We start from the raw sequence: 24,791 nt of genomic DNA on the forward strand, positions 1-24,791 counted from the left end.
AACTCCGGCGGGTAGTTCTTCATGACCACGAGATGTCCGTTCTCAGATCCTCAGGATCCAGTGTCTCGTGTGTCCAACATCCGGGGTCAAGGCCCGGGCTCGCAGAGAATCAACGTGTTGCTTCCGGTGATCTGGCTCGTTGACGTGGTATGGGCATATCGCAAGAGGTTCGAGATCAACTGGCCGCCAGGTTCGGGGTGTTGTTCCCGCACCTAGACGAGCGGCAGCAGCGTCTGCTGATGGGAGCAGAGGCCCGCATCCTGGGGCACGGCGGGATCCGGGCCGTCGCGCGGGCCGCCGGGGCCAGCGAGACGACGGTCCGCAAGGGGGCGGATGAGCTGGAGGCGGGCGAGGCGCCTTTGGGACGGGTCCGCCGGCCCGGAGGCGGACGGAAGAAGGCCGCTGACCTGGATGCGGGACTGCGGCCCGCGCTGCTCGCCCTGGTCGAGCCGGACATGCGCGGAGACCCGATGTCGCCGCTGCGCTGGACGACCAAGTCGACCCGGAACCTGGCCGGCGAGCTGACCCGCCAGGGACACAAGGTCAGTGCCGACACGGTCGGTGACCTGCTGCGGGAGGAGGGTTTCAGTCTGCAGGCCAACTCCAAGACCGTCGAGGGCAAGCAGCACCCGGACCGGGACGCCCAGTTCCGCTACATCAACGAGCAGGCCAAGGACCACATCGGCGCCAGGGACCCGGTGGTCAGCGTGGACAGCAAGAAGAAGGAACTGGTCGGCCAGTACAAGAACGCGGGGCGTGAATGGCAGCCCATGGGTGATCCGGTGCAGGTCAAGACGCATGACTTCCTGGACCGGGAGGGGCCCGGCAAGGCGATCCCGTACGGCATCTACGACATTGCCGCGAACGCCGGCTGGGTCAGTGTCGGCACCGACCACGACACCGCCGCTCTCGCGGTCGCCTCGATCTGCCGCTGGTGGCACGGGGCCGGACAGGGCGACCACCCTCGTGCCCGTCGGCTGCTGATCACCGCCGACGCCGGGGGCTCCAACGGCTACCGCACCCGGGCATGGAAGACCGAACTTGCCGCACTGGCCGCCGAGACCGGCCTTGAGATCACGGTATGTCACCTACCGCCGGGCACATCGAAATGGAACCGGATTGAGCACCGACTGTTCTCTCACATCTCCATGAACTGGCGCGGCAGGCCCCTGACCAGCCATGAAGTCATCGTGCAGTCCATCGCGGCGACCACCACCCGCACCGGACTGAGGGTCCGCGCCGAACTCGACACCGGCGCCTACCCCACCGGCGTGAAAGTCGACGACGCCCAGGTCGACGCGCTGGCGATGACCCGCCACCGCTTCCACGGCGACTGGAACTACACCCTCCACGCACACCATGCCCAGCGCGCACCCACAGCCACCAGCTCTCCACACAGCACGGAACCACGGCGGTGGGACGCCCGGCAGCACACCCGCCTCACCGACCCGGAACTCACCGGTATCACCCGCTCACAACTGGACACCCTGATCAACGAGTTGGCGGCCCTCCAGGGTGCCCGGCGGGAGGAACAGCGCCGCCATCGACGCGGTCGCGAACGACAGCGAGCCCCCGGTGCCGGCCCCCGGCAGGCGTTCACCGACCCCGACCGGATCCTGGCCACAATCCTGTATCAGCGTGGCTGCTTTACCCACGCCCTCCTCGGCAAACTCTTCGGGACCAGCTCGCAGACCATCACCCGCACGATCCAGGAGACCCAACCTCTCCTGGACCAGCACGGCTGCACCGTCCCCCGTTCCACCACACGATTCACCACTCCCGCAGACGTGGCCGCCTACCTCGACACCTACAGCACCGAACCCCCGGACAAGATCAAACCCGCATGTTTATTTTCTGCGAGCCCTAACGACTTGGTACGCGATAGCCATGCATCTCCAAGGGATGCGGTGATCCCTGGCGTTCCTGCCAGACTGCCGACATGACTGGCATGATCGTGGTCAGTGACTACGACCCCGAATGGTCCGAGCGGTTCGAGGATCTCCGGCAGCGACTGGCGCCTCACGTCGCGAATCTGGCTGTGTCCATCGAGCATGTCGGCAGTACCGCCGTGCCCGGGTGTGCCGCCAAACCGATCATCGACCTCGACATCGTGGTGTCCGAGGAGGCCGTCATACCGGAGTTGATTTCCCGGCTCACCGGGCTGGGTTATTGCCACGAAGGTGATCTCGGAGTTCGGGGGCGGGAGGCATTTCAAGCCCCTGCGGCGGCTCCCGAACATCACCTGTACGGCGTGATAGCAGGCTCAAAGCCCCACCTTGATCACGTCCTTCTCCGTGATTATCTGTGTCAGCGGCCCGATGAAGTCCAGCGCTACAGCACGTTGAAGGTGGCCCTGGCGCAGCGCTTCCGTGCCGACAGCAAGGGCAGGGCCGCCTACTCGGCGGCGAAGAGCGCTCTGGTGGAGGAATTGCTCGCGAAGTCCTACGCCGCTCGGGCCGCCGGCGAATCGTGACGTGAGGCGGACCTCACGGGTTGGTGATGTTGTGACGCATTACCGAGCCCGTGCGGCCTTGTCTCATCCTGCCTTCTGTGGCCTTGATCGTGCTCATCTCAGCGGTTTGATCGAGGAGTTGGCCGATCCGTGGATGGCCCGGTGCGAGTCCGCGCTGCGTGAGCGCCGGGGCGGCGACCGCCGCCGCGCGGCCGGAGGCGGGCCGGACCACCAACTGGTCTTCACCGACCGGGTCCTGGTCACCCTGGTCCACCTGCGCCTGCAACTGCCGCACGCGGCACTCGCTGAGCTGTACAGCGTCACCCGCCCCACCGTCACCCGTGCCATCCACGAGATCCGCCCGCTCCTGGCCACTCGCGGCTTCGCCGTCCCCGACCGACCCGGCATCCGACTGCGCACCCTGGCCGATGTCTTCGCCTACGCCGAAGCCGAAGCCATCGAGCTGCGGATCGACGGCACCGAAACGCAGGTGAGGCGCCCCAAGGCCGGACGCCCCGGTCGCAAGGCGTTCGTCTCCGGCAAGAAGAAGCAGAACACCGCCAAGACCACGACCATCGGCGACGGCTCGGGGCGTTTGCTGTGGTCCGGAGCCGACCGGCCCGGCCGGATGCACGACCAAACCGCGATGCGCACGGAGGGCATCGCCGAGCAGCTACGTCTGCATCCGCGGGTCAAGGCGAAGGTCGACGAGGGCTACCGGGGGCTGGCCAACGACTTCCCTGACCAGGTACAGGCCCCGCCGCGCAAACCGAAGGACGAAGCACCACTGGGCGAGCGGTACGCCTGGCGCGAGGCACGCCGACGCCAGTCCTCGGCACGGATCTGCGTGGAGCACACCATCGGCGAGGAGAAGAAGTGGCGGCCGCTCCAGCGCTACATCGGACGCCGTGAGTACTACGCCGAAACGCACGCCGCCATCGCCGGGCTGGTCTCCGACCGCGCAGCCCGCAGGCCCACCCGGCGGCGCACCAGCACCGAACTGGTGCTCGCCGGGCAGCCCGACCGCTGATCAACCACCAGCCAGATCGTCTGGCCAGCACGTCCCGACCTCAATCGCGTACCAGGTCGTAACTCCCGCACAGAAGGGGGCCTTCTGCTGGTGCCGCAGCGGGCCGGCCAGTTCGAGGGAGCCACGCCGCCGGGGACGACGCCGAGAGGTGTGAGCCGCCCGCTCGAGTGGGACATCAGGCCGTACGCCGGCCCAGACCCGGCAGGAAGCGCCCCGCGCCGGCGCTGTAGGCGGCGTAGTCGTCTGCGTGGACGGAGGCGAGATAGGGCTCTTCGACCACCCGGACCTGCAACTGCACCGCCACGACCAGAGCGACCAGGGCAGCCAGGGCGATCAGGTTGGGCACCATCAGCCCGAGCCCGAACGCCGTGATGGCCATGGCGGTGAAAACCGGGTTGCGGACGTAGGCGAACACCCCGGAGGTGACCAGCGCGGTGCGTTCCCCGGCGTCGACCCCGACCCGCCACGAGGCGCCCATGGCCATCTGGGCCGCGGTGGTTAGTGCCATCCCGGCCAGGGTGAGGGCCAGGCCGGTCGCGTGCAGCGCCGCGCCGCCCTCCCACGTGGGAAGCTCCGCGAGCGTGGCCACCGGAGCTGCGGCTCCGCCCAGCAGAGCGGCGACAAACAGCACACCGGCCCACCAGGACGCTTCACCGGGGCGGCCGGAGATTCCGCGGAAGCCCGCATCCCCGGTACGGCGGCGCTGGAGAACCGCGCGGATACCGAAGGCGAAGACCGCCCACCCCAGGTAGAGGACGAGCGCCGCCCATGCCCAGCCGTTCACCGCTTCGGCCCTGGCGCGGGCGTGCAGCAGGCGCACCCAGGGGCACAGCTGCCGCACGCGTCCGCCTCTGCAGCGTCGGAAGGAGTCGTCATTGCCGCGGACGGAGCGCAGCCGCAGCCCTTGCCCTGCCAGGCGTCGCGGCCTTCCTTGACCGCCACGGCGGCGATGACGAGGGCGGCGATCGGGTCGGCCCAGGACCAGCCGAGGGTGGCGTTGAGAACCAGGCCCACCAGCAGCACGGCGGACAGGTAGGTGCACAGCAAGGTCTGCTTGGAGTCCGCGACCGCGCTGGCGGAGCCGAGTTCACGCCCGGCCTTACGCTGGGCGAAGGACAGGCACGGCATGATCGCCAGCGACAGAGCGGCGATGACGATGCCCGGGATGGAGCGTTCGGCCTCGCCGGTCCCGGTGAGCGCGCGCACGGCGTCGAAGGCGACGTACGCGGCGAGCGCGAAGAAGGAGACCGCGATGATCCGCAGCGCGGTCTTCTCCCGGGCCTCGCGCACCGCGTGCTCACGGGCGGAGAACTGCCAGGCAACCGCGGCCACGGAGGCGACCTCGATGACCGAGTCCAGGCCGAAGCCGATCAGCGCGGTGGAGGAGGCCATCGTGCCGGCCGTGATCGCGACGATCGCCTCGATCACGTTGTAGGTGATGGTCGCGGCCACCAGCAGCCGTATCCGGCGGGCGAGTGCATCGCGGCGGGCCGGGGTCAGCCCGAGGTGGGATATCGCCGTCATGAGCAGCAGCCCTTCTCGTCGGCATCGACACAGGTCCGGTCGGTCTCGACGGCGAGCACGGCGGTGCGCAGGTCGTCGAGCGCGTGGCCGAGGCGTTCGTCGGCCAGCTCGTAGCGGGTGCGGCGCCCGTCCGGGACGGTGACGACCAGGCCGCAGTCGCGCAGGCACGTCAGGTGGTTCGACAGCCGGGTCCGGGAGACGCCGAGGGCGTCGGCGAGGTCGGACGGGTAGGCAGGGGCTTCGCGCAGGGCGAGCAGGATGCGGCAGCGGATTGGGTCGGCGAGCGCACGACCGAACCGGGCCAGCACCTCGATATCAGAGGCAACAGTCAGCACACCACGACAGTACACGTGATCCTGAATTCATAGAACCGTGGACCGTCAGCGCGGGTGCCACGTTGGGAAGTCCAAACCGGCCGGGCGGCACGCGATCACCGACCCCCTGCGCCCTCCACGTCCGAATAGTGCAGGGTCGGAACACCGACTCTTCGCCAGTGCACGATGTGTTCCCCACCGCCTGGCGGCACACCCACCCCACCCGCTTCGACCGGCTGCGTTCGTGGGCCACCCGCCGCTTCCGCACCGCCCGCTGACCTGACGCTCTGCCTGTTTCTCGCCCCCGCCCGCACTCCGGGGCCGGGACGCTGACCCTGGCGCCGTTTCCACTGGAAACGGCAGTGCGCCGCACGGACTCTCCGTGCGGCGCACTCGGTATTTCACGGACGCTGTGATCCCCAAATGGGAATCACGGTTCCTGGTCTACTGCTGCTGAGCGGAGCTGCTCGGAGGCCGGCCACCGACGTTCGTACGGTCCCAGCCCTTCTCCCACTCCACGACAGCCGCCCTCTCCCACACCCGGCCGGCCTTCGTCTGCGCGACGGGCGCGGGGAAGTCGGGCCTGGCCACGAGCTTGTTGGCCCGCTGGCGGCTGACGGTCAGCATCTCTCCGATCTCCGTGACGCCGACGTGTGCGGCGGGCTGCGTGTTCGTCATGCCTTCGAGGATCAAGCCCCCGCCGCGAACTGTCAACGCCTTTCGTCTGTAAACACGTTGACAAGCGAAACTCGTTTACAGCATGGTGGGTGTGCACCGAGCGAGACACACCAACTCACCCGGGAAGGCCGCCCGTGCGCGCCACGACGCCGACCTGACCGGCACCACAGCCCGCCCCGCTTCCTGTATCGCGCCGACCACCCGACGGCCACGTCCCTTCCCCCTTCGGCCCGCCGCCTCCGTCGATCCCGGGCCGCGTGCCCGGGGCCGCTGGTGGCCGCCCGGAATCACGCGCCACCGCTCTGACCGCCCCGACCTCGTGTGAGGAGAAGCTGTGCACCTGCCCTGGATGAACCGCTCGGACCGCAAGCGATGGAAGGCCGCCCGCACATTGCCCGACCTCGGACAGCTGGCCGCCGCCTGGTGGGAGAGCGCCGTGCGACACCTGCACGGCTACCGCGCCAGCCACCGCCCCCACCCCCTCCTCGCCGACCACACCGCGGTCCTCCCCGCCCCGCCCGCCCCGGCCCCGAAGTTCGTGTGCCGGGAGTGCGGCTGCACCTACCGGGACAGCTGCGGTGACGGCTGCTACGGCGTGCAGGACCAGGACGACGGCCGCTGCGGGGCATGCATCGACCCCAGCGTGATCATCGACTGGTCCAAGGTCCGTGACGGCGAAGAGTCCAAGTGCGTGCTGTGCGACGCTCCGTTCTTCTCCGCCGGCAGGTACTGCTCGACGGCCTGCCAGGTGGCAGATGCCTCCGACCCGGACGACGCCACCCCGCACCGCGCGATCGGTGACGGCGCCGCCGTCACCGTCTGGCTCACCACCCGCCCCGGCGCCCGCCGATGACCCGCACCCGCCTGGACCGTGTCCGCGCCTCCGCCGGGATCGCCAAGCTCGCCCTCCAGCAGATCGAGGACGACCTCACCACCGACGACATCGGCGCCCAGGAACTCGCGCAGATCCTTCCCGAGCTCCACCACGAAGACCACCGCCAGGACGGCGTCCTCGGATCCCTCGCGCAGCTGCTCACCGCCGCCGCGCAGGCCGCCGGACGGATCGAGCCGGACCACGACGGCGAGATGTCGTGCCCGCTGCACGAGGCCGCCGCACTCATCACCGAGAACGCCGGCCTGCAGACCCACTACGCCACCCGTGCTCTTGACCCGCAAGGAGAAGCCGAATGAAGCCGTTCCGTATGGACAACGCGCTGCCCGTCGACACGACGATCCCCGACCCGTCGCTGGTGTGCCTGATCGGCGCGGCCGGTTCGGGCAAGAGCACGTGGGCCAGCACCTGGCCCGACACGCAGGTCCTGAAACTCGACCGGTTCAGGGCCCTGGTCAGTGACGACGCCGGTTGCCAGGAAGCGACCGACGACGCGGTTGTCGCGCTCCAGGCCGTCCTGGAGGCACGCCTCGCCCGCCGCAAGATGACGGTGATCGACGCGACTTCCCTGATGATTCGGTGAGTTCACGCATCAGGGAGGCGTCGGTTGGCCGAGTGGCAAGTGGTGTGGGTGCCGGATCCGGGCCGCTGGGGTGTCCTCCCTGATCAGGGTGTTCTTGGGGTTCGGGACTTGCCATCAGCGGTGGCCAGAGTCGGTCTTCGGCCTGGTGATCCGGTGTTCGTAGGGCCGGACGGCACCGTCGATGCGGGGCTCTTGGAGTTCGTCCTGTCCGACTCGTTTCGGCGTTTGGAGCGGGAGACGAAGCGGAACTACGCGACGGACATCCGGCCGCTGCTGACTTTCCTGTCCTCGCGTGGGGTTTCCTGGCGAAGGGCGAGCCGCAGGGATCTGGCGGACTACCGGGACTGGCGGTGTCGGGCGGTGGAGAACCCGCAGCGCATCGGCGGGACGAAGTGGAACCGGGAGGCGGCCGCGTTCACCAAGCTGTTTCGGTGGGCGGGGGTTGAGCCGCTGCCGGTGGACGTCGGGCGGCGCGAGGACCGGGCCGCGGACTCCGTCAGCTCGAACGTGTTGTGGCTGACGCCGCGGACGTGGGGGTTGTGGTCGGACATCGGGCTGCGAGGCCACCGGGGTCCCGGGGTGCCGGCGGCCGGGTGGGAGTCGAGGACGGAGCTGCGCAACACCAGTTTTGTCCAGCTGCTGCTCGGCTCCGGTCTGCGGCGCCAGGAGGGCGGCTCGCTGCTCACTTTCGAGGTGCCTGTCGAGCGGCTGCGTCATGGGCGCTACTGCCACGGGCAGATCGCCGCGGCCGTCACCCAGGCGAAGGTGGGCCGGGTCTTCTACGCCACGGTGGACGCGGTCGGGCAGGTCGAGGCGTACATCGCCTCGGAGCGCGCCTGGGCCGTCCAGCGTGCCCAGCAACAGGGCCGGTACGAGCGCCTTGCCGAATTGAGGCTGGTCACGGCAGTGAGGCGGGGCCGCAGGCCGGTGGTGGAGTGGGTGGACCGGTCTGGGGCCGCGGGCCGGCAGGAACTGGGGCGCCTGGGGTGGCGGGAGCGGCAGCTGCTGTTCGTCGACGGCCCGGACGGACCGGAGCCGGCCTGGTTGTGGCTCACCGAGCAGGGCCTGCCGATGGCACCGGAGCGATGGAACGGGGTCTTCACGCAAGCCAACCAGCGCTGCGAGCAGGTCTTGCTCACCGCCCGCGAGCGGACGGCGGGACGCGGTCTGCGGCTGGCGGAGGTCCGTGGCAGGAGCCCGTACGCGACGCCGCTGGCAGCCCGGCACTCGTACGCGCTCTACATGCTGGTCTTGCTGAACACGCTGCTGGAGTCCCGGCTCGGGTTGACGAAGGCGGACCGCCGGGATTTCGCGATGCTGTTCGGTGATCCGTGGTGGCTGGTGAAGACCCTGCTTGGACATGCCGACGTGGAGACCACGAAGCGCCACTACCTCGCCCCGGTCGCGCACCTGGAGCTGGAGTCGGTCCTGGCCGCAGGACGCGCCGACACGACTGGGGGGCATCCTGCGGAGAACCTGGACGGGGTGTTCGCCCGCCTCGCCCGCGAGTCGCAGGGCATCCAGGACATCGACGTCCTGCTGGCCGGGCGGGCAGACGGATGAGCAGGCGGGGACGCCGGGCCGCTGCACCTCCGGCCGGACACCGCGCTGCCGAGCCGCTGGCCGCCGACGAGCTGGTGGTGACCATCACCTCCGGCGAGGACACCTACTGCCAGTTCGACTTCGCCGGCCTGCCTGTTGCCGAGCCGATGCAGCGTTCCCTGGCCCGCTTGTTCGCCATCAGGTCGGCCCGGTGGAACAGCCTGGAGACCGCGACGGCCTACTGGACGGCGCTGGGAGCATTCGCCCGCTTCATCGCCGAGCAGCCAGGCGTGATCGAGGACTTGGACGGCCTTACCGCCACGATGCTCAAGCGGTGGCGGGCGCGGAACATCGCCACCAACGGGGGCATCAGCCTCATGCGTCACATCAGGCCGCTGCTGAAGCTGGACGAGCGGCTGGCCGCCGGGCCGGTCGCCGAGGAGCTTCTGCGGCGTCTGCCTACCCCTCCCTCGAAGCGCCGGGCCTTCGACGCGCAGGAACAGCAGCACGTGGTGCTGGCCGCGCAGCGGCAGTTCCGCACTGCGCTCCTGCGGGTGCGGGACAACGCCCGCCTGCTGCACCGCTGGAGGTCCGGTGAACTGCCCCAAGGCAGTCACGAAGCGCGGCTCGGAACGCTTCTCGACCACCTGGCCCGCACTGGTCATCTCCCCGACCACGACCAGGCAGAGGTACGCGAGCGGAGGCCGCTGGGCAGTACGAACGGGGAGGACACCTGGAGCCGGCTGTATCTGGACCGCTCGGAGCTCACTGCCCTCGGCGTGCTGCTGACGCACCGATTCGGCTGGAACCTGTCCGTCTACGAACGTCTGCCCGCACCGACCACAGCGCCATCAGCCGGTACGGGTACGGGTACGGCGCCGGTCTACCGGATCCAGGTGGAGAAGCGGCGCCAGGGCGGCGGCCGCTGGTTCTCGACGGAGAACGTGGCCGACACCGGCCCGGGCTCGCCCGGGCGGCTGATCGCCCGGGCGCTGGAGGCCACTGCCTTCGCCCGCCGTCTCGCCGCCGACCTCGCCCCGGGAACGGACCGGCTGATGGTGGCGCGCCGGAACTACCCCAGCAAGACGCATCACGACCCGCTCAGGCCTGCCTTCCTCGGCCCGCTGATCATCGGCATCACCGACGGCGACGCGCAGAAGTGGGGCAAGGCCCAAGGGCTGTCCGGGTCGCCTTTCCAGCGCAGCCGCCGCGCGGCGGTGATCCGCGAGGGCCGCCCGCTCCAGCACGCCCCGGGCACGTACGAGAGCGTGTACGTACTTCCCGACGAACAGGTCCAGCAGGCATCCCGGGACGTCTTCGCCGAAGGCGCCCACGAGGCGCTGGCCCAGGCGCGGGCCGCCGTGTTCGGCGGCCGGCTCACCGGCGCGGCCGATCCCGGCCACACCGCGACCGCCACCGCCGACTGCGCGGACGAAACCTCCAGCCCCTGGCCGGACGGCGCCGGGGGCTGCGCGGCGGATTTCCTGCTGTGCCTGGGCTGCCGCAACGCTCACGTCCACCCCGGCCACCACCCGCGCCTGGCCCACCTGCACCAGGAACTGCGCAGCCTGCGCTCCGTGCTGCCCGCCGAGGTCTGGCACGCACGGTGGGCAGAGCACTTCGCCCGCCTGAACGACCTGCGCGACAAGACCGGCCCGCCCGCCTGGGACGCCGCCCGCAGCCGGGCCGACACCGACGACCACACCCTGGTCCACCTGCTGGTGAAGGGAACCCTCCGACCATGACCGCCGCCCAGGGCGCCGACGGCGACCCCTACATGCTGCCCATGCCCACGCCGGACACCCCGGTGGTACTGGCGAAGTGGATCAGCCCCGGCAACACCCACCCCAACTCCACCTACCAGGACCCCGTCTGGTCACTCGCCCCGCTCGTCGACAACCCTGCCAGCGCGCTGCCCCGCATCTACTGGAAGAACTGCGCACCCTCACTGCGCGGTCAGCTGAAGCTGACCGCCTGGACGATGACCAACGGCTGGCTGCGCCCCACCTACCTCCACACCCGCGGCGTGCAGGCCAAGGCCCGCACCTCAGCCGGCGATCTCTACGCCACCTGCGTCGAGTGGATGAAGCTCGCCCGCTGGCTCACTCAGCAGCACATCACCGACCTGGCCGGCTGCACGGACACGCTGTGGAGGGCCTACGCCCACGAGCGCCTGGCCGCGGTCTCGCGCCCCACCGGGGCGCTGACCTGCGCCCGCCTGACCGACCTGTGGGCCTTCGACCGGCTCTCCGCCTCCCCGACCGGCATCGCCCGTCCGCCGTGGGACACCGAAGGAGTGGACGACTTCCTGCCCGCCGTCGGCGGCGCCCGGGCCGAGAACGCCATCGAGCCCCTCGACCCGCAGGTCCTCGGCCCGCTGCTGATCTGGGCCATGCGGTTCGTCGACGACTTCGCCGGCGACATCCTCGCCGCCTCGGCCGAACGCCGCCGGCTGCTCGCCCTCGCCCATACCAACCAGGGAACCCCGGCCAGCGCGGCCGCGCTGGAACAGTTCCTGCTGCCGCTGGTGCGTGAGGGCGGCCCGCTGCCGGCCACCGTGGGCACAGGCCGGCCTCTGCTGGCCAGGTCCTACGTCGGCGCGGTCACCGGCGCCAGTAGATGGCAGGTCCTTAAGTTCGTCGAACAGCACGGCCTGGGCGACCTCGTGGCACAGCGTCCCGGCCCCTGCCCGATGAACGTTCCCGTCCGGGGATCTCTTGACTGCATGCCATGGCGTACGGCCATGGACTTCCACGAGGTGCCCCAGCTGATGCGCCACCTCGCCACAGCGGCCGCGATCGTGTGCCTCTACCTGACCGGCATGCGCCCCCAGGAGGTCTTGAACCTGTGCTCCGGATGCTGCCCCGACCCCGAACCCGACACCACGGGCCGACATGTGATCCGCTCCCGCCACTTCAAGAACGTCACCGACACCGACGGCCACCACCTGTCCGCCGGCGAGATCCGCGCCGTCCCCTGGGTGGCCATCACGCCGGTTGTCAACGCCATCCGCGTCCTGGAACAGATGGTGCCCGACGGCGAACTCCTCTTCAGCACCGCCCACCACAGCGGCCGGCCCGGCGGGACCCTGCAGACCGGAGGCCTGAACCTGAGGATCAACGACTTCACCACCTGGGCCAACCATGAGACCGCCATCCGGGGCCTCACCGGCCAGCACATCCCCGACGACCCCCACGGCCCCATCAAAGTCAGCCGCTTCCGCCGGACCCTGGCCTGGCACATCGCCCGCCGCCCCGGCGGCCTGATCGCCCTGGCCATCCAGTACGGCCACATGCGCACCGTCCTGGATGCCCGCACCTCCAGCCGCTACGGCACCCGCAGCCGCGGCGGCATCCACACCGTCCTCGACGTCGAGACCGCCCTCGCCGCCGCCGACACCGCCGCCCGCCTGCGCGACCAGCTCGCCGCCGGCGAACACATCTCCGGCCCCGCCGCCGACCGAGCCCTCACAGCCGCCGCCCAAGCCCCCCGCTTCGAAGGCCGCATCGTCCCGCGGACCTTCGTCCACAAAGCCCGCGCCTACCTCGAACGCGACGGCATCGTCCTGTTCGACAACCCCGACGCCCTGCTCATCTGCGCCTTCCAGCACGACACCGCCCTGTGCAACCCAGGCCCCGGCACAACCGCACCCCGCCAGTACGACTGCCGCCCCGGCTGTGGCAACACCGTCCGCACCGACACCCACGCCCGCCTGCTGCGCCAGCGCGCCGACGAACTCGACCAGCTCGCCGGACACCTTCCCACTCCTCTTGCCCGACGCCTGCACACCAACGCCGACCGCCTCCGTGACACCGCCGTCACCCACGAAACCACTGCTCAGAGTTCCGAGGTCCCGTGACGAACCCCGACCACCAAGCCGAGCGCACACGCATCCGGCAGGCCATGGACCGGCTCCTGACAGGCCGCGCCACGATGTCCAACGGCAGCCTCACCGCCGCCGCCCTCGCTGTCGAGGCCGATGTTCACCGCATGGCTCTGATGAAGCGGCACGCAGACCTGAAAAACGAGTTCTTCGAACGGGTCCGCACCGAGACCACCCAGATCCCGGAGAACGAAAAGCGGCTCCGCCGAACCGTCGCACAGCTCAAGCGGACCATCGCCGACCAGAACGCCGAGATCCACGACCTGCGCCAGCAGGTCACCCGCCTCACCCTCGCTGCCGCAGTCCTCACCCACGACCGCCCCGCAGCACCCGCAGCAGACCCCAGCAACGTGATCCCCTTGCGCGAAGCCCTGAGCACACCACGAGACCTTGAACGCCCGGGCTGGCAATGACTCTGCTGCAGCGCTGAGGAAGAAGATGAGCCGTCCTCGGCTCACAGGTACGAGGCAGGTCACGCGTGAACGACAGAGCCGCCCCGGGAAGAGGCGGCTCTGCGATCGGGTGAAAGACCCCGGCACTGTGGTCGGCGATCACCCGGTCTCTGCCCGGGGTGGGCACGAGCCGAGGGCTGCCGGGCGCAGTGGGGGAGGTCAGGCCGTAACGGCGGCCTGCGTGCTGCGGGTAGGGGCGAGTGCCTCAGTCCAGGTGAGCAGCTGGTCGAGCATCTGGGTGAGGGCGGGGCCCTGGTGTTCGCCGGGGGTGAAGGAGGCGCCGAAGTCGGCGAAGTCGGTGCGCAGGTTGAGGGTGACGGTGGCGGAGACGTCGGCGATCTGCAGTGCGCCGAGGACGGGGCGCAGGGCGTCGACGGCGCGGACGCCGCCGTCGACGCCGTAGGAGACGAGGCCGGCGGCCTTGTTGTTCCACTCGGCGTAGACGCGGTCGAGGGCGTTCTTGAGCGCGCCGGGGAAGGAGTGGTTGTACTCGGGGGTGACTATGACGTAGCCGTCGAAGGCGGCGACCGTGGCGGCCCACTGCTGGGTGTAGGGGTGGGTGTAGCGGCCCATCGCGGGCGGGAAGGGCTCGTCGATCTGCGGCAGGTCGGCTTCGGCGAGGTCGACGAGTTCGTAGTCGGCGTCGCCGCGTCGGCGGGCCTGTTCCAGGACCCACTGGGCGACGTTAGCTCCGGCGCGGCCGGTGCGGGTGCTGCTGAGAATGATCGCGATCTTCGGCAACGTGACTCCTGTGGGTGAGAGGTTTCCGGGCGGCGGGCGCACCGGCCTTGTGGGGAAGGCCGGTGGGGCCCGCAGCTGTGTGGTTGTGGGGGTGGGGGTTACGGGGCTGCCGGGCCGGTGGTGAAGAACGCCGTCATCTGCTCCAGGCCCTGCGGGCCGAACATCGTGTCCAGGCTCTGGGCGGAGTCGGCGGCGGAGGCTTCGCTGCGCGGGAAGAGGGCTTCCTCGTAGGCGGTCAGGGCGGCCTCGGTGTCGCCGGGGTGGGCGGCGATGGCCAGGGCGAGTTCGGCGCCGTCGAACATGGCGAGGTTCGCGCCTTCGCCGGCGAAGGGCGACATCACGTGGGCGGCGTCGCCGAGCAGGGTCACGCCGGGCACGCGGTCCCAGCGGTGGCCCACCGGCAGGGCATGGATGCGGCGCGGGGTCATGGTGTCCGCGTCGGCGATCAGGCCGCGCAGGGCCTCGTCCCAGCCCTCGAAGCGGGCGAGGACGGCCTGCTTGGCCGCCGGCAGGTCGGTGAAGTCGACGGTGTCCAGCCAGTCCTCGTCCGCCTTGAGGGCGGTGTAGACGTGCAGGCTGCCGTCGGTCTCCTTGTGGGCGAGAAAGCCGCGTTCCTCGCCGAGGCAGATGAAGAACCCTCCGCCGATCACGGCCGCGCTGCGCGGGTGGCGGGTGTCCGCGTTCAGCAGGTCGGTCTCGACGAAGGAGATGCCGGTGTAGGCGGGCGTGGCGTCGGAGAGCAGGGGGCGCACACGTGACCAGGCGCCGTCGGCGCCGATCAGCAGGTCGGTGGTGATGGCGGAGCCGTCGGCGAAGGTCACCTTGTGGCGTCCGCCCGACAGGGTGCGGACTCCGGTGACCTTCTTTCCCCAGTGGACGGTGCCGTCGGGGAGGGCGTCGAGGAGCAGGTCGCGCAGGTCGCCGCGGTCGACCTCGGGCCGGCCGCCGGTGCCGTCGTCCTCCTCCGAGACGTGGACGGTGCCGTCGGGGCCGAGCAGGCGCATGGCCTGACCGCCCTCATGAATGATCTTGAGGAAGCCGTCGTGGAGGTCGGCGGCGTGCAGGGCCTTCTGGCCGTTCTCCTCGTGGATGTCGAGCATGCCGCCCTGGGTACGGGCCTCCCTCGACGCCTCCAGCTCGAAGACGGCCGCCTCGATGCCGTGGACGTGGAGGACACGGGCGGCGGTGAGGCCGCCGAGACCTCCGCCGATGATCGCGATGGGGTGATGCGTGTTCATGGGGTGCTCCTAGAGGTGTGGGGGATGACGCTGCGGCCGCCCTTGCCGACTCACCTCTCCACCGTAACGAACATGTTCGTAGCGAACAAGTTCGTTCGGGGGTGTGTTGCGTCCCTTCTGCGCGGCATGGGCGCGGGCCGAAACGCGAAACGGCGCCCCGAACGGGACGCCGCAGCCCTTGGAACCTCCCGCAGATCAGCCGGTGGCGCCCGGAACGGGGGTGTGGAGGATGCCGTTGATCACAAGATCGAAGCCCCAGGACAGCCGTGCGTCCTGCGTGCCGGACAGCAGCGCCGGCAAGTGCGCCTTGATCATCGGATGCTCGGCCTCGTCCACGCCGTGCGCGGCGCGGGTGAGCGCGTCCCAGTCGTCCTGGCTCATCGGGTCGCGTTCCTGGGTCCCGTGCTCGGCGGCGGTGGCGGTCGCGTACTGCAGGAGGTTGTCCACGCCCCAGGCGACCTGCTCGCGCGGGGCGCCGCTGCGGGAGAGCAGCAGCAGGAGGCGTTCGACCAGGTCGAGGTAGTTCGCGCCGCTCGGGCGGGCGACTAGGGCGGAACGGGCGAGCTGCGGGTGCTGGAAGAGTAGGCGGGTGTAAGAGGTCAGGACCGCGACGAGTTCTTCGCGCCAGTCAGCCCCCGGCCGGTCGGCGGGCAGGTCCACCTCGCCTAGGAGCGCGTCCAGGACGGCGGCGTGCAGCTCGGCGGTGTTGGCAACGTAGACGTAGAGCGAGGCCGGACCGGTGTCCAGCTCCTGGGCCAGGCGCCGCATGGTCACCTTCTCCAGCCCCTCGGACCGCATGACCCGCACCGCCACCTCGACGATCCCCCGCCGCGTCAGGGCCGGCTTCGCGGGGCGTTCACGCCGGCTGATCGGTTCTCGCTTCACAGTCATACACCGATCGTAACGAACATGTTCGCCATTTGGGGGTGCGGGATCACACCTTGCCCGGCCCGCCAGCGGGGCCGGCATCCTGCGCGAGCTCCTTCGCCCTGAGAATCCGGCTGCCGGGCTGGTACGCCTGCCAGGCCACCGGCCAGGCGAGGGCGAGCACCGCCAGCGCCACCGACACCACGGTGCCGAACCCCTCCGGGTCCCGCGCCCTCGGGGACCCCGTCAGGACACCCACGACCACCAGCCCTGGTCCGACCGCCCCCGCCGTCCAGCCCGTGCCCCGACCGGACACGAGCGCGCACACGGCCGCGGCGAGAAGGATCAACGCCAGCACGCCGGCCAGCAGCAGCCGGCCGGGCTGCGGCATCACGTCACCGGCCTGCTCCACCGCCCGCCCCAGCGCCGCCGCAAGCGCCGCCACCACCCCGGCGAACAAACAGTGCAGCACCAGCACCAGCCGTACCGGCAGCGCCCGCGGCGCCAGCAGCGGCAGCCCGTACGAGCCGGTGCGCAGCGCCAGCGACCAGACCAGCACCAAGACCGCGAACACCCCGACTCCGACCGCGCGCACCCCGCCGTCCCACTCCTCCTCGCTCGCCGCGGACACCGACTGCACCAGCCCCTCACCCAGCACGATCAGCACGAACAGCCCCAGACGCTCTGACAGATGCTCGATGTCTGCGGCCACGACCTGCGGCTTCCGCCGCATCCTGCTCCGGACGCGGTCGACCCGCGCATGGGCCTCCTCAGGCGGCAGGGCGGCATTGCGCCGCTCCTCGCGCCGCAGCCAGTGCTCCGCCCGCTCCTCCGCGTCCGCCCACTTCTGGTCGACCTCCGCCTGGAGCGCCTCCCGGCTGACGCGCACCATGACCGCCATGTCGATCACCAGCCCCGCCGCCCACAGCCACAACCGGGCATCTCCGTGCACCCACAACGACACCACCCACGGCGTGAGACCGACCCCCAGCTGGATGATCGGCAGGTCCGCGACCACCTGTCCGCGCCCGCTCCACACCCGGGACGCGATGAGCCGCACCACGATGTACGCGAGAGCGAAGGCACGGGCCTTCTCGTCCGACTCGTGGACCCCCGGCACGGCGGCCGCCATCACCGCCATCCCGAACATCGCCGCGACGACCGCCACTACCCGGGTCCGCTCCCCCGCCACGTTCCCGTACATGGTCGACATGACCCAGGCGAACCAGAACGCCAGGAACAGCACCGCGTACTGACCCAACGACGTCCAGCTCGGCCCCGCATGCAGCAGGTGCGCCAGCTGCCCCACCCCCGCGACCGCGATCAGGTCGAAAGACAACTCCAACCACGAGGCGTGCCGCTCACCACCCTCCGACCCGGAATACGCAGCCGCCCGGGGTGGCGATGGCGCCGTTCGGGAGCGGGCGGCAGCAACGGGGCCACCCGCTCCCACAGGCGGTCAGGAACAAGATCGGTGCGCACCCCGGACTCCCTGCCGATGAAGGTCGCTGAGCATGAGTCCCGCAGCTCAACTCATTCAGGGCGTCCAGCGTCTCGTCGACGTACCGCCAAGCGGTGGCCTGGGGCATCCCGGCGGCGGCTCGGTTCCGCCCATGCTGACAGCGGTCATTCCCGCTCGGCGGCATGCATACCATTGCATGAACGGCATCCAGGCCGGGCATCCAGGTCCGCTCACCAGCGGCGATGCCGCCAGTTCGCCTGGTTCCGCAAGGACGCGGAGCAGTGGGGTGCTGGGGAGGTACAGAGAGAACGGGGGGCGGCATGCATCTGCGGGTGCTACTGGGGCGCGATACGGAGCGCCGCGCGCTGGCTGCCCTGGTCGAGCAGGGGGCCGCCGGTTCGGGCGGCGCTACGGTGATCACCGGGGCGCCGGGGATCGGCAAGTCGGCGCTGGTCGCGGAGGCCGCAGGCGCGGCGGCACGCGGTGGGACCCGTGTGATCACCGCTGTGGGGGTCCAGTCGGAGGAAGACCTGCCCTGCGCGGGTCTTCACCAGTTGGTTCACCAACTGAGGGACGGAATCGACGACTTGCCGGGACGTCAGCGCAGCGCGCTGCTCGCGGCCGTCGGGCTGGTCGACGAGGCCGTACCCGATCTGTACCTCGTCGGCTTGGCCGCGCTGACCCTGCTGACGGACTCGGCGGCGAAGACGCCATTGCTGGTGGTCGTCGAGGACGCCCACTGGATGGACCGTGCCAGCCTTGATGTGCTCGGGTTCGTGGCGCGGCGGATCGAATCCGACCCCCTCGTTCTGCTCGCCGTCACCCGGCGCCTCGACGACCGCCTCAGCAGTGCCGGCCTGCCCGTGCTGCACCTGGGCCCGCTGACGGACGAGGTGTCGGGTGAGGTGCTGGACGCGGTGGCCCCCGGACTGGGGCAGCAGGTCAGACGGCGGCTGTTGGAGGAGGCCGCCGGAAACCCGCTGGCGCTGACCGAACTGCCGGTCGCGCTGCAGTCGGTCGGCGGGGCGTACGCGCTCAATCCGGGTCCGCTGCCGCTGACCGCGCGGCTGGAGCGGACGTTCACGGCACGGGTCTCCCGTCTGCCGGCCGACACCCGCGCGGTCCTGCTCCTCTCGGCCCTCAACGGTGACGGGACGATGGAGGAATGCCTCGACGCGGCGACCCGGATGCTCGGGACGGCCGTCGGCGTCGGTGCTTTCGAGGCGGCGATCGACGCGGGCCTGGTGGAGGCCCAGGGGTTGATCTTCAGGCACCCCCTCGTCCGCTCGGCGATGCACCACGCCGCCACCGCCGTGGAACGCCAGGCCGCGCACGCCGCGCTGGCCGCCGCGCTCCAGGGACAGCCCGATCGGCAGGCATGGCACCGTGCCGCCGCCACCGCCGGTCTCGACGAGAGAGTGGCACGGGATCTGGACTCCACTGCCGGCAGAGCCCTGCGGCGAGGCGGTGTCGCCGCGGCTCTCGCCGCGCTGAGGCGGGCGGCGGAGCTGACGAAGGACCCCTCCGCGCGGGCGGACCGGCTGCTCCGGGCGGCGGAGCTCGCACTGGAGTCGGGCCAAGGAGACGATGCGGCGCACCTGCTGATTCAGGCACGCTCACTGGACCTTTCGGTCCGGGACCGAGGCCGCGCGGCCTGGGTCAGCATCGCTCTGGCCGAGGGGACGCGGGGCGAGGGCGCCGCGACCGCCGAGCTGGCCGAACTGGCGGTCGAGATCGCCGCCGGCGGCGAGTCGACACTGGGGCTGCGCATGCTGTGGAGCGCGGTCCTGCAGTGCTTCTGGGGGGAGCCGGGCCCGGCCGCCCGCGAGCGGGTCGCCGCCGCCGCCGACCGGATGCCCGTGCCTGCCGACAACGCCGACCTGGTCGCTCTGCGGGCGTACTCGGCGCCGGTCGAGCATGGGGAAGGAGTCATGGAGGGCCTGGCGGGTCAGCTGGAGCGCTCATCGGAGAACGCGGAGGGGGACCAGCTCCTGGGCGCCGCCGCCGTGACGGTGGGCGCTCCCGCCCTGGCGAGCCGGCTGACGGCAAGGTCGCTGGACGCCCTGCGAGCACAGGGCAGGCTGTCGATGCTGGCCCGCGCCCTCTGCGTCCAGGCGGGGAGCGCCGCACGGCTGGGTGACGTGCGCGCCGGCTCCCTCGCCGCGGAGGAAGCCTCGTCGCTCGCCCGTGAGACCGGTCAGCCTCTCGTGCACGCGATGGTGAACGCCATCCGCGCGCAGCTGGCCGCCGTCAGCGGCGACCCGGCGGCAGAGGCATGGGCGGCGGAAGCCGAACGCGAGGCCCTTCCCAGCGGAGGACGCCCGGTGCTGGCCATCATGCAGATGGCCCGCGGGCAGGCGGCCCTCTGCCAGGGCCGCTACGGCGACGCGTTCGGCCACCTGCACCGCGTCTTCGACCCGGCCGACCCCGCCTTCCACCCCTGGCTGCGCTTCTACGCGGTCGCGGAGCTGGCCGAGGCGGCGGTGCGCAGCGAATCCGCGGAGGTGGCACGCGACATCGTGCGGGAGCTGACCCCGCTCGGCGACTCGACGTCCTCGCCCGCCCTGCTCTGCGGGTTGCGACTGGGCCGGGCCCTGCTGAGCCCGCAGGACGCCGCCGAGCCGCTGTACAGGGCGGCCCTCGACGCCGTCCCCACGGACTGGCCGTTCGAGGGCGCGCGGGCACGCCTCGCCCTGGGCGAGTGGCTGCGGCGTCACCGGCGGCCAGCGGAGTCCCGCGTCGCCCTCCAGGCCGCACGCGAGATCTTCGACGCCCTCGGCGCGTCGGCATGGGCGGAGCGGGCACGACAGGAGCTGCGCGCCGCGGGCGCGTCGTCCCCGCGCCAGGATCCGGCCGCGGTCGACCGGCTGACCTCGACCGAGCTGCACGTCGCGCAGCTCGCCGCGCAGGGTCTGACGAACCGTGAGATCGGCGAGCGGTTGTACGTCTCGCCCCGGACGGTGAGCACCCATCTCCAGCGGATGTTCCCCAAACTGGGGGTCACGTCCCGCGGCGAACTCGCCGGGGTGCTCGGCGGCACGACGACGTACCCCGAAAGCGCAGCGTCATGACGTACGCGGAAGACGCGGCACCATGACGTACGTCGAAGCCGTAGTCCGACGGACGCGGACCGACCCGCTTGATTCCTAGGTTTGTGCCATGCCTGGTACGCACACGGCGGACGGGCGGGAAGGCACACCATGGGAACCATCACCGTCGGCACCGAGGGCTCGACCGGCATCGACCTCTACTACGAGGACCACGGGTCGGGGCAGCCGGTCGTCCTGATCCACGGCTACCCGCTGGACGGGCAGTCGTGGGAGAAGCAGACCGATGCGCTGGTCAAGGCCGGCTACCGCGTCATCACCTACGACCGCCGTGGCTTCGGCCGGTCGAGCAAGACTATGACGGGCTACGACTACGACACCTTCGCCGCCGACCTGGACACCGTACTGACCCAGCTGGACCTGCGTGACGTGGTTCTCGTCGGGTTCTCGATGGGCTCGGGCGAGGTCGCCCGCTACCTTGGTACCTACGGCTCGGAGCGGGTGGCGAAGGCGGCGTTCCTCGGTTCGCTCCAGCCGTTCCTGCTGCAGACGCCGGACAACCCCACCGGTGTGCCGCAGAGCGTCTTCGACGGCATCGCGGAGCAGGCGGAGGCCGACCGCTACGCCTGGTACGAGAGCTTCTTCGTCGACTTCTTCAACACCGACGAGACGCTTGGGTCGCGGCTCAGCGAGGCCGCGCTGCGGGCGAACTGGGCCACCGCCGTCGACTCGGCGCCCATGGCCGCGTACGCGTGCGTCCCGGCGTGGCTGACGGACTTCCGGGCCGACGTGGAGCGCATCGACGTGCCGTCGCTGATCCTGCACGGGACCGCCGACCGCATCCTGCCGATCGACGCCACGGCCCGCGAGTTCCGCCGCCGCCTGCCCGAAGCGCGGTACGTCGAGATCGACGGCGCTCCGCACGGTCTGCTGCTCACCCACGCGGCCGAGGTCAACGCCGCCCTGCTCGGCTTCCTCGCCGCCTGAGAGCCGGCGCTTGTCACGAAAGGACCACACTCCTGTGCCGGTTGTGAACAACCCCCTGCCGCAGCGCGACCGCGAGACCGCGGGTGCGGCGCTGCAGGCGACCCTGACCGACCTCCTCGGCCTGTCCCTGGTGGCCAAGCAGGCCCACTGGAATGTGTACGGCCCGCGCTTCCGCTCGGTCCACCTCCAGCTCGACGAGGCCGCCACCATCGCCCGGAACCACGCCGACACGGTGGCCGAGCGCGCGGCCGCCCTGGGCGTCAGCCCGGACGGACGGGCCGGGACCATCGCGAACACCAGTGGCGTGCCCGCCTTTCCGCCGGGCTGGACCAAGGACAGCGACGCCGTCGACGCCTTGGTGCACGCGCTCTCCGCCGTGACCGAGAGGCTGCGTGAGCGCATCGTCGCGATGGGCCCGGTGGATGTCGTCACCGAGGACCTCCTCGTCGGACTCACGGCCGATCTCGAGAAGCAGAGCTGGATGTTCCAGGCGGAGAACCGGGTCTGATGGGGGAGAAGGGCATGGGCGTCGAGGGCACGAGCACCGCCCGGTTCGAACCGGTACGGGCGGCGCTGGCGGCACACCTCGAAGCCGGCGAGGAGCTGGGCGCGTCGATCGCCGTCGACGTGGACGGGGTCATGGAAGTCGATCTCTGGGGTGGCCACGCGGACGAAGCACGGACCGTTCCGTGGCACCGGGACACGTTGGTGAGCATGTGGTCGACCACGAAGACCCTCACCAATCTCGCGGCCCTCATCCTCGTCGACCGGGGCGCGCTGGATCTGCACCGCCCGGTCGCGCACTACTGGCCCGAGTTCGCCGCCCAGGGAAAAAACACATCGAGGTGCGTCACGTCCTGGCCCACACCTCGGGACTGTCCGGCTGGGAGCAGCCCTTCTCCATGGAGGACCTCTACGACCGGCCCACCGCGAGTGCCCGGCTGGCCGCACAGGCACCCTGGTGGGAGCCGGGCTCCGCGTCCGGCTACCACGTCCAGACCCAGGGGCAGTTGGTGGGAGAGCTCGTCCGGCGGGTCAGCGGCCGCAGCCTGACAGAGTTCGTCGCCACCGAAATCGCCGAGCCGGCGCAGGCCGATGTCCAGATCGGCGCGCGACGGGCCGACTGGCCGCGTATCGCCGAGCTGGTGGCCCCCTCGCAGCCAATCGGCATGCCCACGGGTCTTGATCCCGAGGGGATCTTCATCAGGACGTTGCTCGGAAGCCCCGCGCGTGACGAGCACGTCGACACCCCGCAGTGGCGCTCCGCCGAACTCGGAGCCGTCAACGGACACGGCAACGCACGTGGCCTGGCCCGAGCGCTCTCCGTCGTCTCGAGGCACGGCCAGGTCAACGGCCGCCGGCTTCTCTCCGAGGAGACGGTGGACAAGGTGTTCGACGTCCAAGCCGACGGAGTCGACCTGTTCCTGGGCGTCCCCGTCCGCTGGGGCGTCGGCTACGCCCTCGCCGATCCGAGGACGATGCCGCACATGCCCACCGGGAGAATCTGCTTCTGGGTCGGCAGGGGCGGCTCGATCGTCGTGATGGACCTCGACCGGCGCGTCACGTTCTCGTACACGATGAACCGGGTGGGCGACGGGCTCCTCGGTTCGGAGCGCACGCACATCTACCTCAGGCACGTCTACGAAGTCCTGGAGGGTACCGGCTGAGGTGTGGCCGTAGGCTCCGCGCGGGGGAGCCTACGGCCCACCGCCGAACGTACCGTCAACCGCCTCAAGATCTTTCGCCCGGTCGCCACACGCTACGGGAAACGGCTCCATATCCGCCTCGACGCCGTCGCACGCGCAGCACTCGTGATCTGGCGCCGCACACCGACCACGGTCCGGGAAACATCGCGTAGGAACGCGAGTGAGCGGCCGTCATCCGGCTGAAGGGGAGCTCGCTCCCTCATCCGGTCGAGGCTTCCGCGCCCTCCGATCCGCGCTGCTCACGCGGCGCGGACGGACACCCGTCCATCACGTACCGGCCAAACGATCCGGGCCCCGTTCCTCGACGCACCCAGCTGCCTCGCCTTTCGGTCCGTCGAACACTATTCATCGAACAAGAGGGATTTCACCCATGCGCAAGACCCACCTCGTCCGTCCGGGCGGTAGATCCGTACTGCTCGGTGTCACCGCGGCCGTCGGACTATCCGTCGCCGCCGTCACCCTGCCCGCCGCGGCAGACGCCACGCCCCACCACCCCGTACGTCCGACGATCGTGCTGGAACACGGAGCGTTCGCCGACGCCGCGAGCTGGGACGGTGTCGTCGCCCGGCTGCAGAGCGCGGGCTACCCGGTGGTATCCGCCGCCAACCCGCTGCGTGGTCCGGCGAGCGATGCCGCTTACCTGCGCAGCGTCCTCGACCACATCAACGGGCCCGTGGTCCTGGTCGGCCACTCCTACGGCGGCACCGTCATCAGCCAGGCCGCTGCGGGCCTCGAAGGCAAGGTGAAGGCACTGGTCTACATCGCGGCGTTCCTGCCGGACGAGGGCGAGAGCTCGATCGGGCTGACGGACAAGTTCCCCGGCAGCACCCTCGACGAAGCCGTCGAGTCCGTCCGCTACGTCCTGCCCGACGGTGCTCAGGGCGCGGACGTGTACATCAAGCCGGAGAAGTTCCGCGACCAGTTCGCCGCAGACGTGCCGAAGGACAAGGCCGGGCTCATGGCCGCGGGGCAGCGTCCGATCGCTGCCGCCGCTCTGGAGGAGAAGTCGACCCAGGCCGCCTGGAAGACGATCCCCTCCTGGTCACTGGTGACCACGGAGGACCGCAACATCCCGGTGGCCGCCCAGCGCTTCATGTCGGCCCGCGCCCATGCCCGCACGACGACCATCGACGCGTCACACGCGGTATCCGTATCCCGCCCCGAGGCTGTCACCCGCATCGTCGAGCAGGCGGCCCGCACGGTCCGATGACCGAGGGCCCACCCTGACGCTCATCGTACGTCCCCGCACAGCGGGCCTGATACGGGTTCGGGTGACAGGCTGACCTGCCCCACCACCGCGGTTCCAGTTCTGGTGACTGAACCTCTTCCATCCTGTGCTGGAGGGCGAAATGGGCTGGTCAGCGGGCGCGGTGACGAGACAGAGCCCCTGGTC

General features: G+C 70.6%; 22 protein-coding genes and 2 pseudogenes. 15 read left to right on the forward strand and 9 right to left on the reverse strand.

Annotated elements, in window-relative coordinates; all coding sequences use genetic code 11:
* The first annotated feature begins 149 nt into the window (after positions 1 to 149).
* The 3 genes from ACIRJP_RS37925 to ACIRJP_RS37935 all read left to right on the forward strand — a co-directional run bounded on the left by ACIRJP_RS37925 (position 150) and on the right by ACIRJP_RS37935 (position 3,482).
* Positions 150 to 1,943 carry an ISAzo13 family transposase gene (locus ACIRJP_RS37925; protein ID WP_404184759.1) on the forward strand — a complete coding sequence of 598 codons (1,794 nt, stop codon included), beginning with the start codon at positions 150 to 152 and terminating at the stop codon, positions 1,941 to 1,943.
* Entirely contained in the window at positions 1,940 to 2,473 is a 534-nt protein-coding gene (locus ACIRJP_RS37930; protein ID WP_404184762.1) for a GrpB family protein, read from the forward strand. The genes ACIRJP_RS37925 and ACIRJP_RS37930 overlap by 4 nt, the downstream gene beginning before the upstream one ends.
* A 106-nt stretch (positions 2,474 to 2,579) precedes the next feature.
* Positions 2,580 to 3,482, forward strand: a complete 903-nt coding sequence (locus tag ACIRJP_RS37935; RefSeq protein ID WP_404184766.1) for a transposase family protein — start codon at positions 2,580 to 2,582, stop codon at positions 3,480 to 3,482.
* Between the two features lie 175 nt (positions 3,483 to 3,657).
* Here ACIRJP_RS37935 and ACIRJP_RS37940 read toward each other — a convergent pair whose 3' ends face one another.
* The 4 genes from ACIRJP_RS37940 to ACIRJP_RS37955 all read right to left on the reverse strand — a co-directional run bounded on the left by ACIRJP_RS37940 (position 3,658) and on the right by ACIRJP_RS37955 (position 5,998).
* Positions 3,658 to 4,323, reverse strand: coding sequence for a methyltransferase family protein (locus tag ACIRJP_RS37940; protein WP_404184769.1), 666 nt, complete (start codon positions 4,321 to 4,323; stop codon positions 3,658 to 3,660).
* Positions 4,263 to 5,006 carry a cation transporter gene (locus ACIRJP_RS37945; protein ID WP_404184772.1) on the reverse strand — a complete coding sequence of 248 codons (744 nt, stop codon included), beginning with the start codon at positions 5,004 to 5,006 and terminating at the stop codon, positions 4,263 to 4,265. Before ACIRJP_RS37945 ends, ACIRJP_RS37940 begins: the two co-directional genes overlap by 61 nt.
* Positions 5,003 to 5,341 (reverse strand): ArsR/SmtB family transcription factor, encoded by a 339-nt coding sequence (locus ACIRJP_RS37950; RefSeq protein WP_404184775.1) that lies wholly within the window; start codon positions 5,339 to 5,341, stop codon positions 5,003 to 5,005. Before ACIRJP_RS37950 ends, ACIRJP_RS37945 begins: the two co-directional genes overlap by 4 nt.
* A gap of 423 nt (positions 5,342 to 5,764) precedes the next feature.
* A complete protein-coding gene (locus ACIRJP_RS37955; RefSeq protein ID WP_404184778.1) occupies positions 5,765 to 5,998 on the reverse strand; it encodes a helix-turn-helix transcriptional regulator in 234 nt (77 codons plus the stop codon).
* Between the two features lie 334 nt (positions 5,999 to 6,332).
* On the opposite strand from ACIRJP_RS37955, the gene ACIRJP_RS37960 reads away from it, so the two are divergent.
* The 7 genes from ACIRJP_RS37960 to ACIRJP_RS37990 all read left to right on the forward strand — a co-directional run bounded on the left by ACIRJP_RS37960 (position 6,333) and on the right by ACIRJP_RS37990 (position 13,311).
* Complete coding sequence (locus tag ACIRJP_RS37960) at positions 6,333 to 6,851, forward strand: hypothetical protein (protein WP_404184781.1); 519 nt, start codon at positions 6,333 to 6,335, stop codon at positions 6,849 to 6,851.
* A complete protein-coding gene (locus ACIRJP_RS37965) occupies positions 6,848 to 7,189 on the forward strand; it encodes a hypothetical protein (protein ID WP_404184783.1) in 342 nt (113 codons plus the stop codon). The genes ACIRJP_RS37960 and ACIRJP_RS37965 overlap by 4 nt, the downstream gene beginning before the upstream one ends.
* Positions 7,186 to 7,473 (forward strand): AAA family ATPase, encoded by a 288-nt coding sequence (locus ACIRJP_RS37970; protein ID WP_404184786.1) that lies wholly within the window; start codon positions 7,186 to 7,188, stop codon positions 7,471 to 7,473. Before ACIRJP_RS37965 ends, ACIRJP_RS37970 begins: the two co-directional genes overlap by 4 nt.
* Before the next feature lie 153 nt (positions 7,474 to 7,626).
* Entirely contained in the window at positions 7,627 to 9,036 is a 1,410-nt protein-coding gene (locus ACIRJP_RS37975; protein ID WP_404184789.1) for a site-specific integrase, read from the forward strand.
* Positions 9,033 to 10,760: a hypothetical protein gene (locus ACIRJP_RS37980; RefSeq protein WP_404184792.1), complete on the forward strand. Its 1,728-nt coding sequence runs from the start codon at positions 9,033 to 9,035 to the stop codon at positions 10,758 to 10,760. Before ACIRJP_RS37975 ends, ACIRJP_RS37980 begins: the two co-directional genes overlap by 4 nt.
* Entirely contained in the window at positions 10,757 to 12,874 is a 2,118-nt protein-coding gene (locus tag ACIRJP_RS37985) for an integrase (protein WP_404184795.1), read from the forward strand. The genes ACIRJP_RS37980 and ACIRJP_RS37985 overlap by 4 nt, the downstream gene beginning before the upstream one ends.
* Positions 12,875 to 12,918: 44 nt before the next feature.
* A complete protein-coding gene (locus ACIRJP_RS37990; protein WP_404184846.1) occupies positions 12,919 to 13,311 on the forward strand; it encodes a hypothetical protein in 393 nt (130 codons plus the stop codon).
* Positions 13,312 to 13,509: 198 nt separating this feature from the next.
* Here the strand turns inward: ACIRJP_RS37990 and ACIRJP_RS37995 are convergent, their stop codons facing one another.
* From ACIRJP_RS37995 to ACIRJP_RS38015, 5 genes and pseudogenes are all read right to left on the reverse strand, one after another.
* Positions 13,510 to 14,091 (reverse strand): NADPH-dependent FMN reductase, encoded by a 582-nt coding sequence (locus tag ACIRJP_RS37995; protein ID WP_404184798.1) that lies wholly within the window; start codon positions 14,089 to 14,091, stop codon positions 13,510 to 13,512.
* Positions 14,092 to 14,189: 98 nt separating this feature from the next.
* Positions 14,190 to 15,329 (reverse strand): FAD-dependent oxidoreductase, encoded by a 1,140-nt coding sequence (locus ACIRJP_RS38000; protein WP_404184801.1) that lies wholly within the window; start codon positions 15,327 to 15,329, stop codon positions 14,190 to 14,192.
* A gap of 195 nt (positions 15,330 to 15,524) precedes the next feature.
* The gene (locus tag ACIRJP_RS38005) at positions 15,525 to 16,220 is read right to left on the reverse strand and encodes a TetR/AcrR family transcriptional regulator (protein ID WP_404184804.1); all 696 of its coding nucleotides are present in this window, start codon (positions 16,218 to 16,220) and stop codon (positions 15,525 to 15,527) included.
* Between the two features lie 43 nt (positions 16,221 to 16,263).
* A complete protein-coding gene (locus ACIRJP_RS38010) occupies positions 16,264 to 17,541 on the reverse strand; it encodes a low temperature requirement protein A (protein ID WP_404184807.1) in 1,278 nt (425 codons plus the stop codon).
* Positions 17,542 to 17,552: 11 nt separating this feature from the next.
* Positions 17,553 to 17,696, reverse strand: a pseudogene (locus ACIRJP_RS38015) (IS5/IS1182 family transposase); the annotation flags it as partial.
* Between the two features lie 282 nt (positions 17,697 to 17,978).
* Between ACIRJP_RS38015 and ACIRJP_RS38020 the strand changes: the two are divergent.
* From ACIRJP_RS38020 to ACIRJP_RS38040, 5 genes and pseudogenes are all read left to right on the forward strand, one after another.
* Positions 17,979 to 20,729: an AAA family ATPase gene (locus ACIRJP_RS38020; protein ID WP_404184810.1), complete on the forward strand. Its 2,751-nt coding sequence runs from the start codon at positions 17,979 to 17,981 to the stop codon at positions 20,727 to 20,729.
* Positions 20,730 to 20,858: 129 nt separating this feature from the next.
* Positions 20,859 to 21,692: an alpha/beta fold hydrolase gene (locus tag ACIRJP_RS38025; protein WP_404184813.1), complete on the forward strand. Its 834-nt coding sequence runs from the start codon at positions 20,859 to 20,861 to the stop codon at positions 21,690 to 21,692.
* Positions 21,693 to 21,726: 34 nt separating this feature from the next.
* Entirely contained in the window at positions 21,727 to 22,200 is a 474-nt protein-coding gene (locus tag ACIRJP_RS38030; protein WP_404184816.1) for a Dps family protein, read from the forward strand.
* 14 nt (positions 22,201 to 22,214) lie between these two features.
* Positions 22,215 to 23,359: pseudogene (locus ACIRJP_RS38035) on the forward strand (serine hydrolase domain-containing protein).
* Between the two features lie 409 nt (positions 23,360 to 23,768).
* Positions 23,769 to 24,608 carry an alpha/beta fold hydrolase gene (locus ACIRJP_RS38040; RefSeq protein ID WP_404184819.1) on the forward strand — a complete coding sequence of 280 codons (840 nt, stop codon included), beginning with the start codon at positions 23,769 to 23,771 and terminating at the stop codon, positions 24,606 to 24,608.
* The last annotated feature ends 183 nt before the right edge of the window (positions 24,609 to 24,791 follow it).

Origin of the sequence: Streptomyces sp. NPDC102437, from assembly GCF_044765565.1 — a bacterium.
GTDB lineage: Bacteria > Actinomycetota > Actinomycetes > Streptomycetales > Streptomycetaceae > Streptomyces.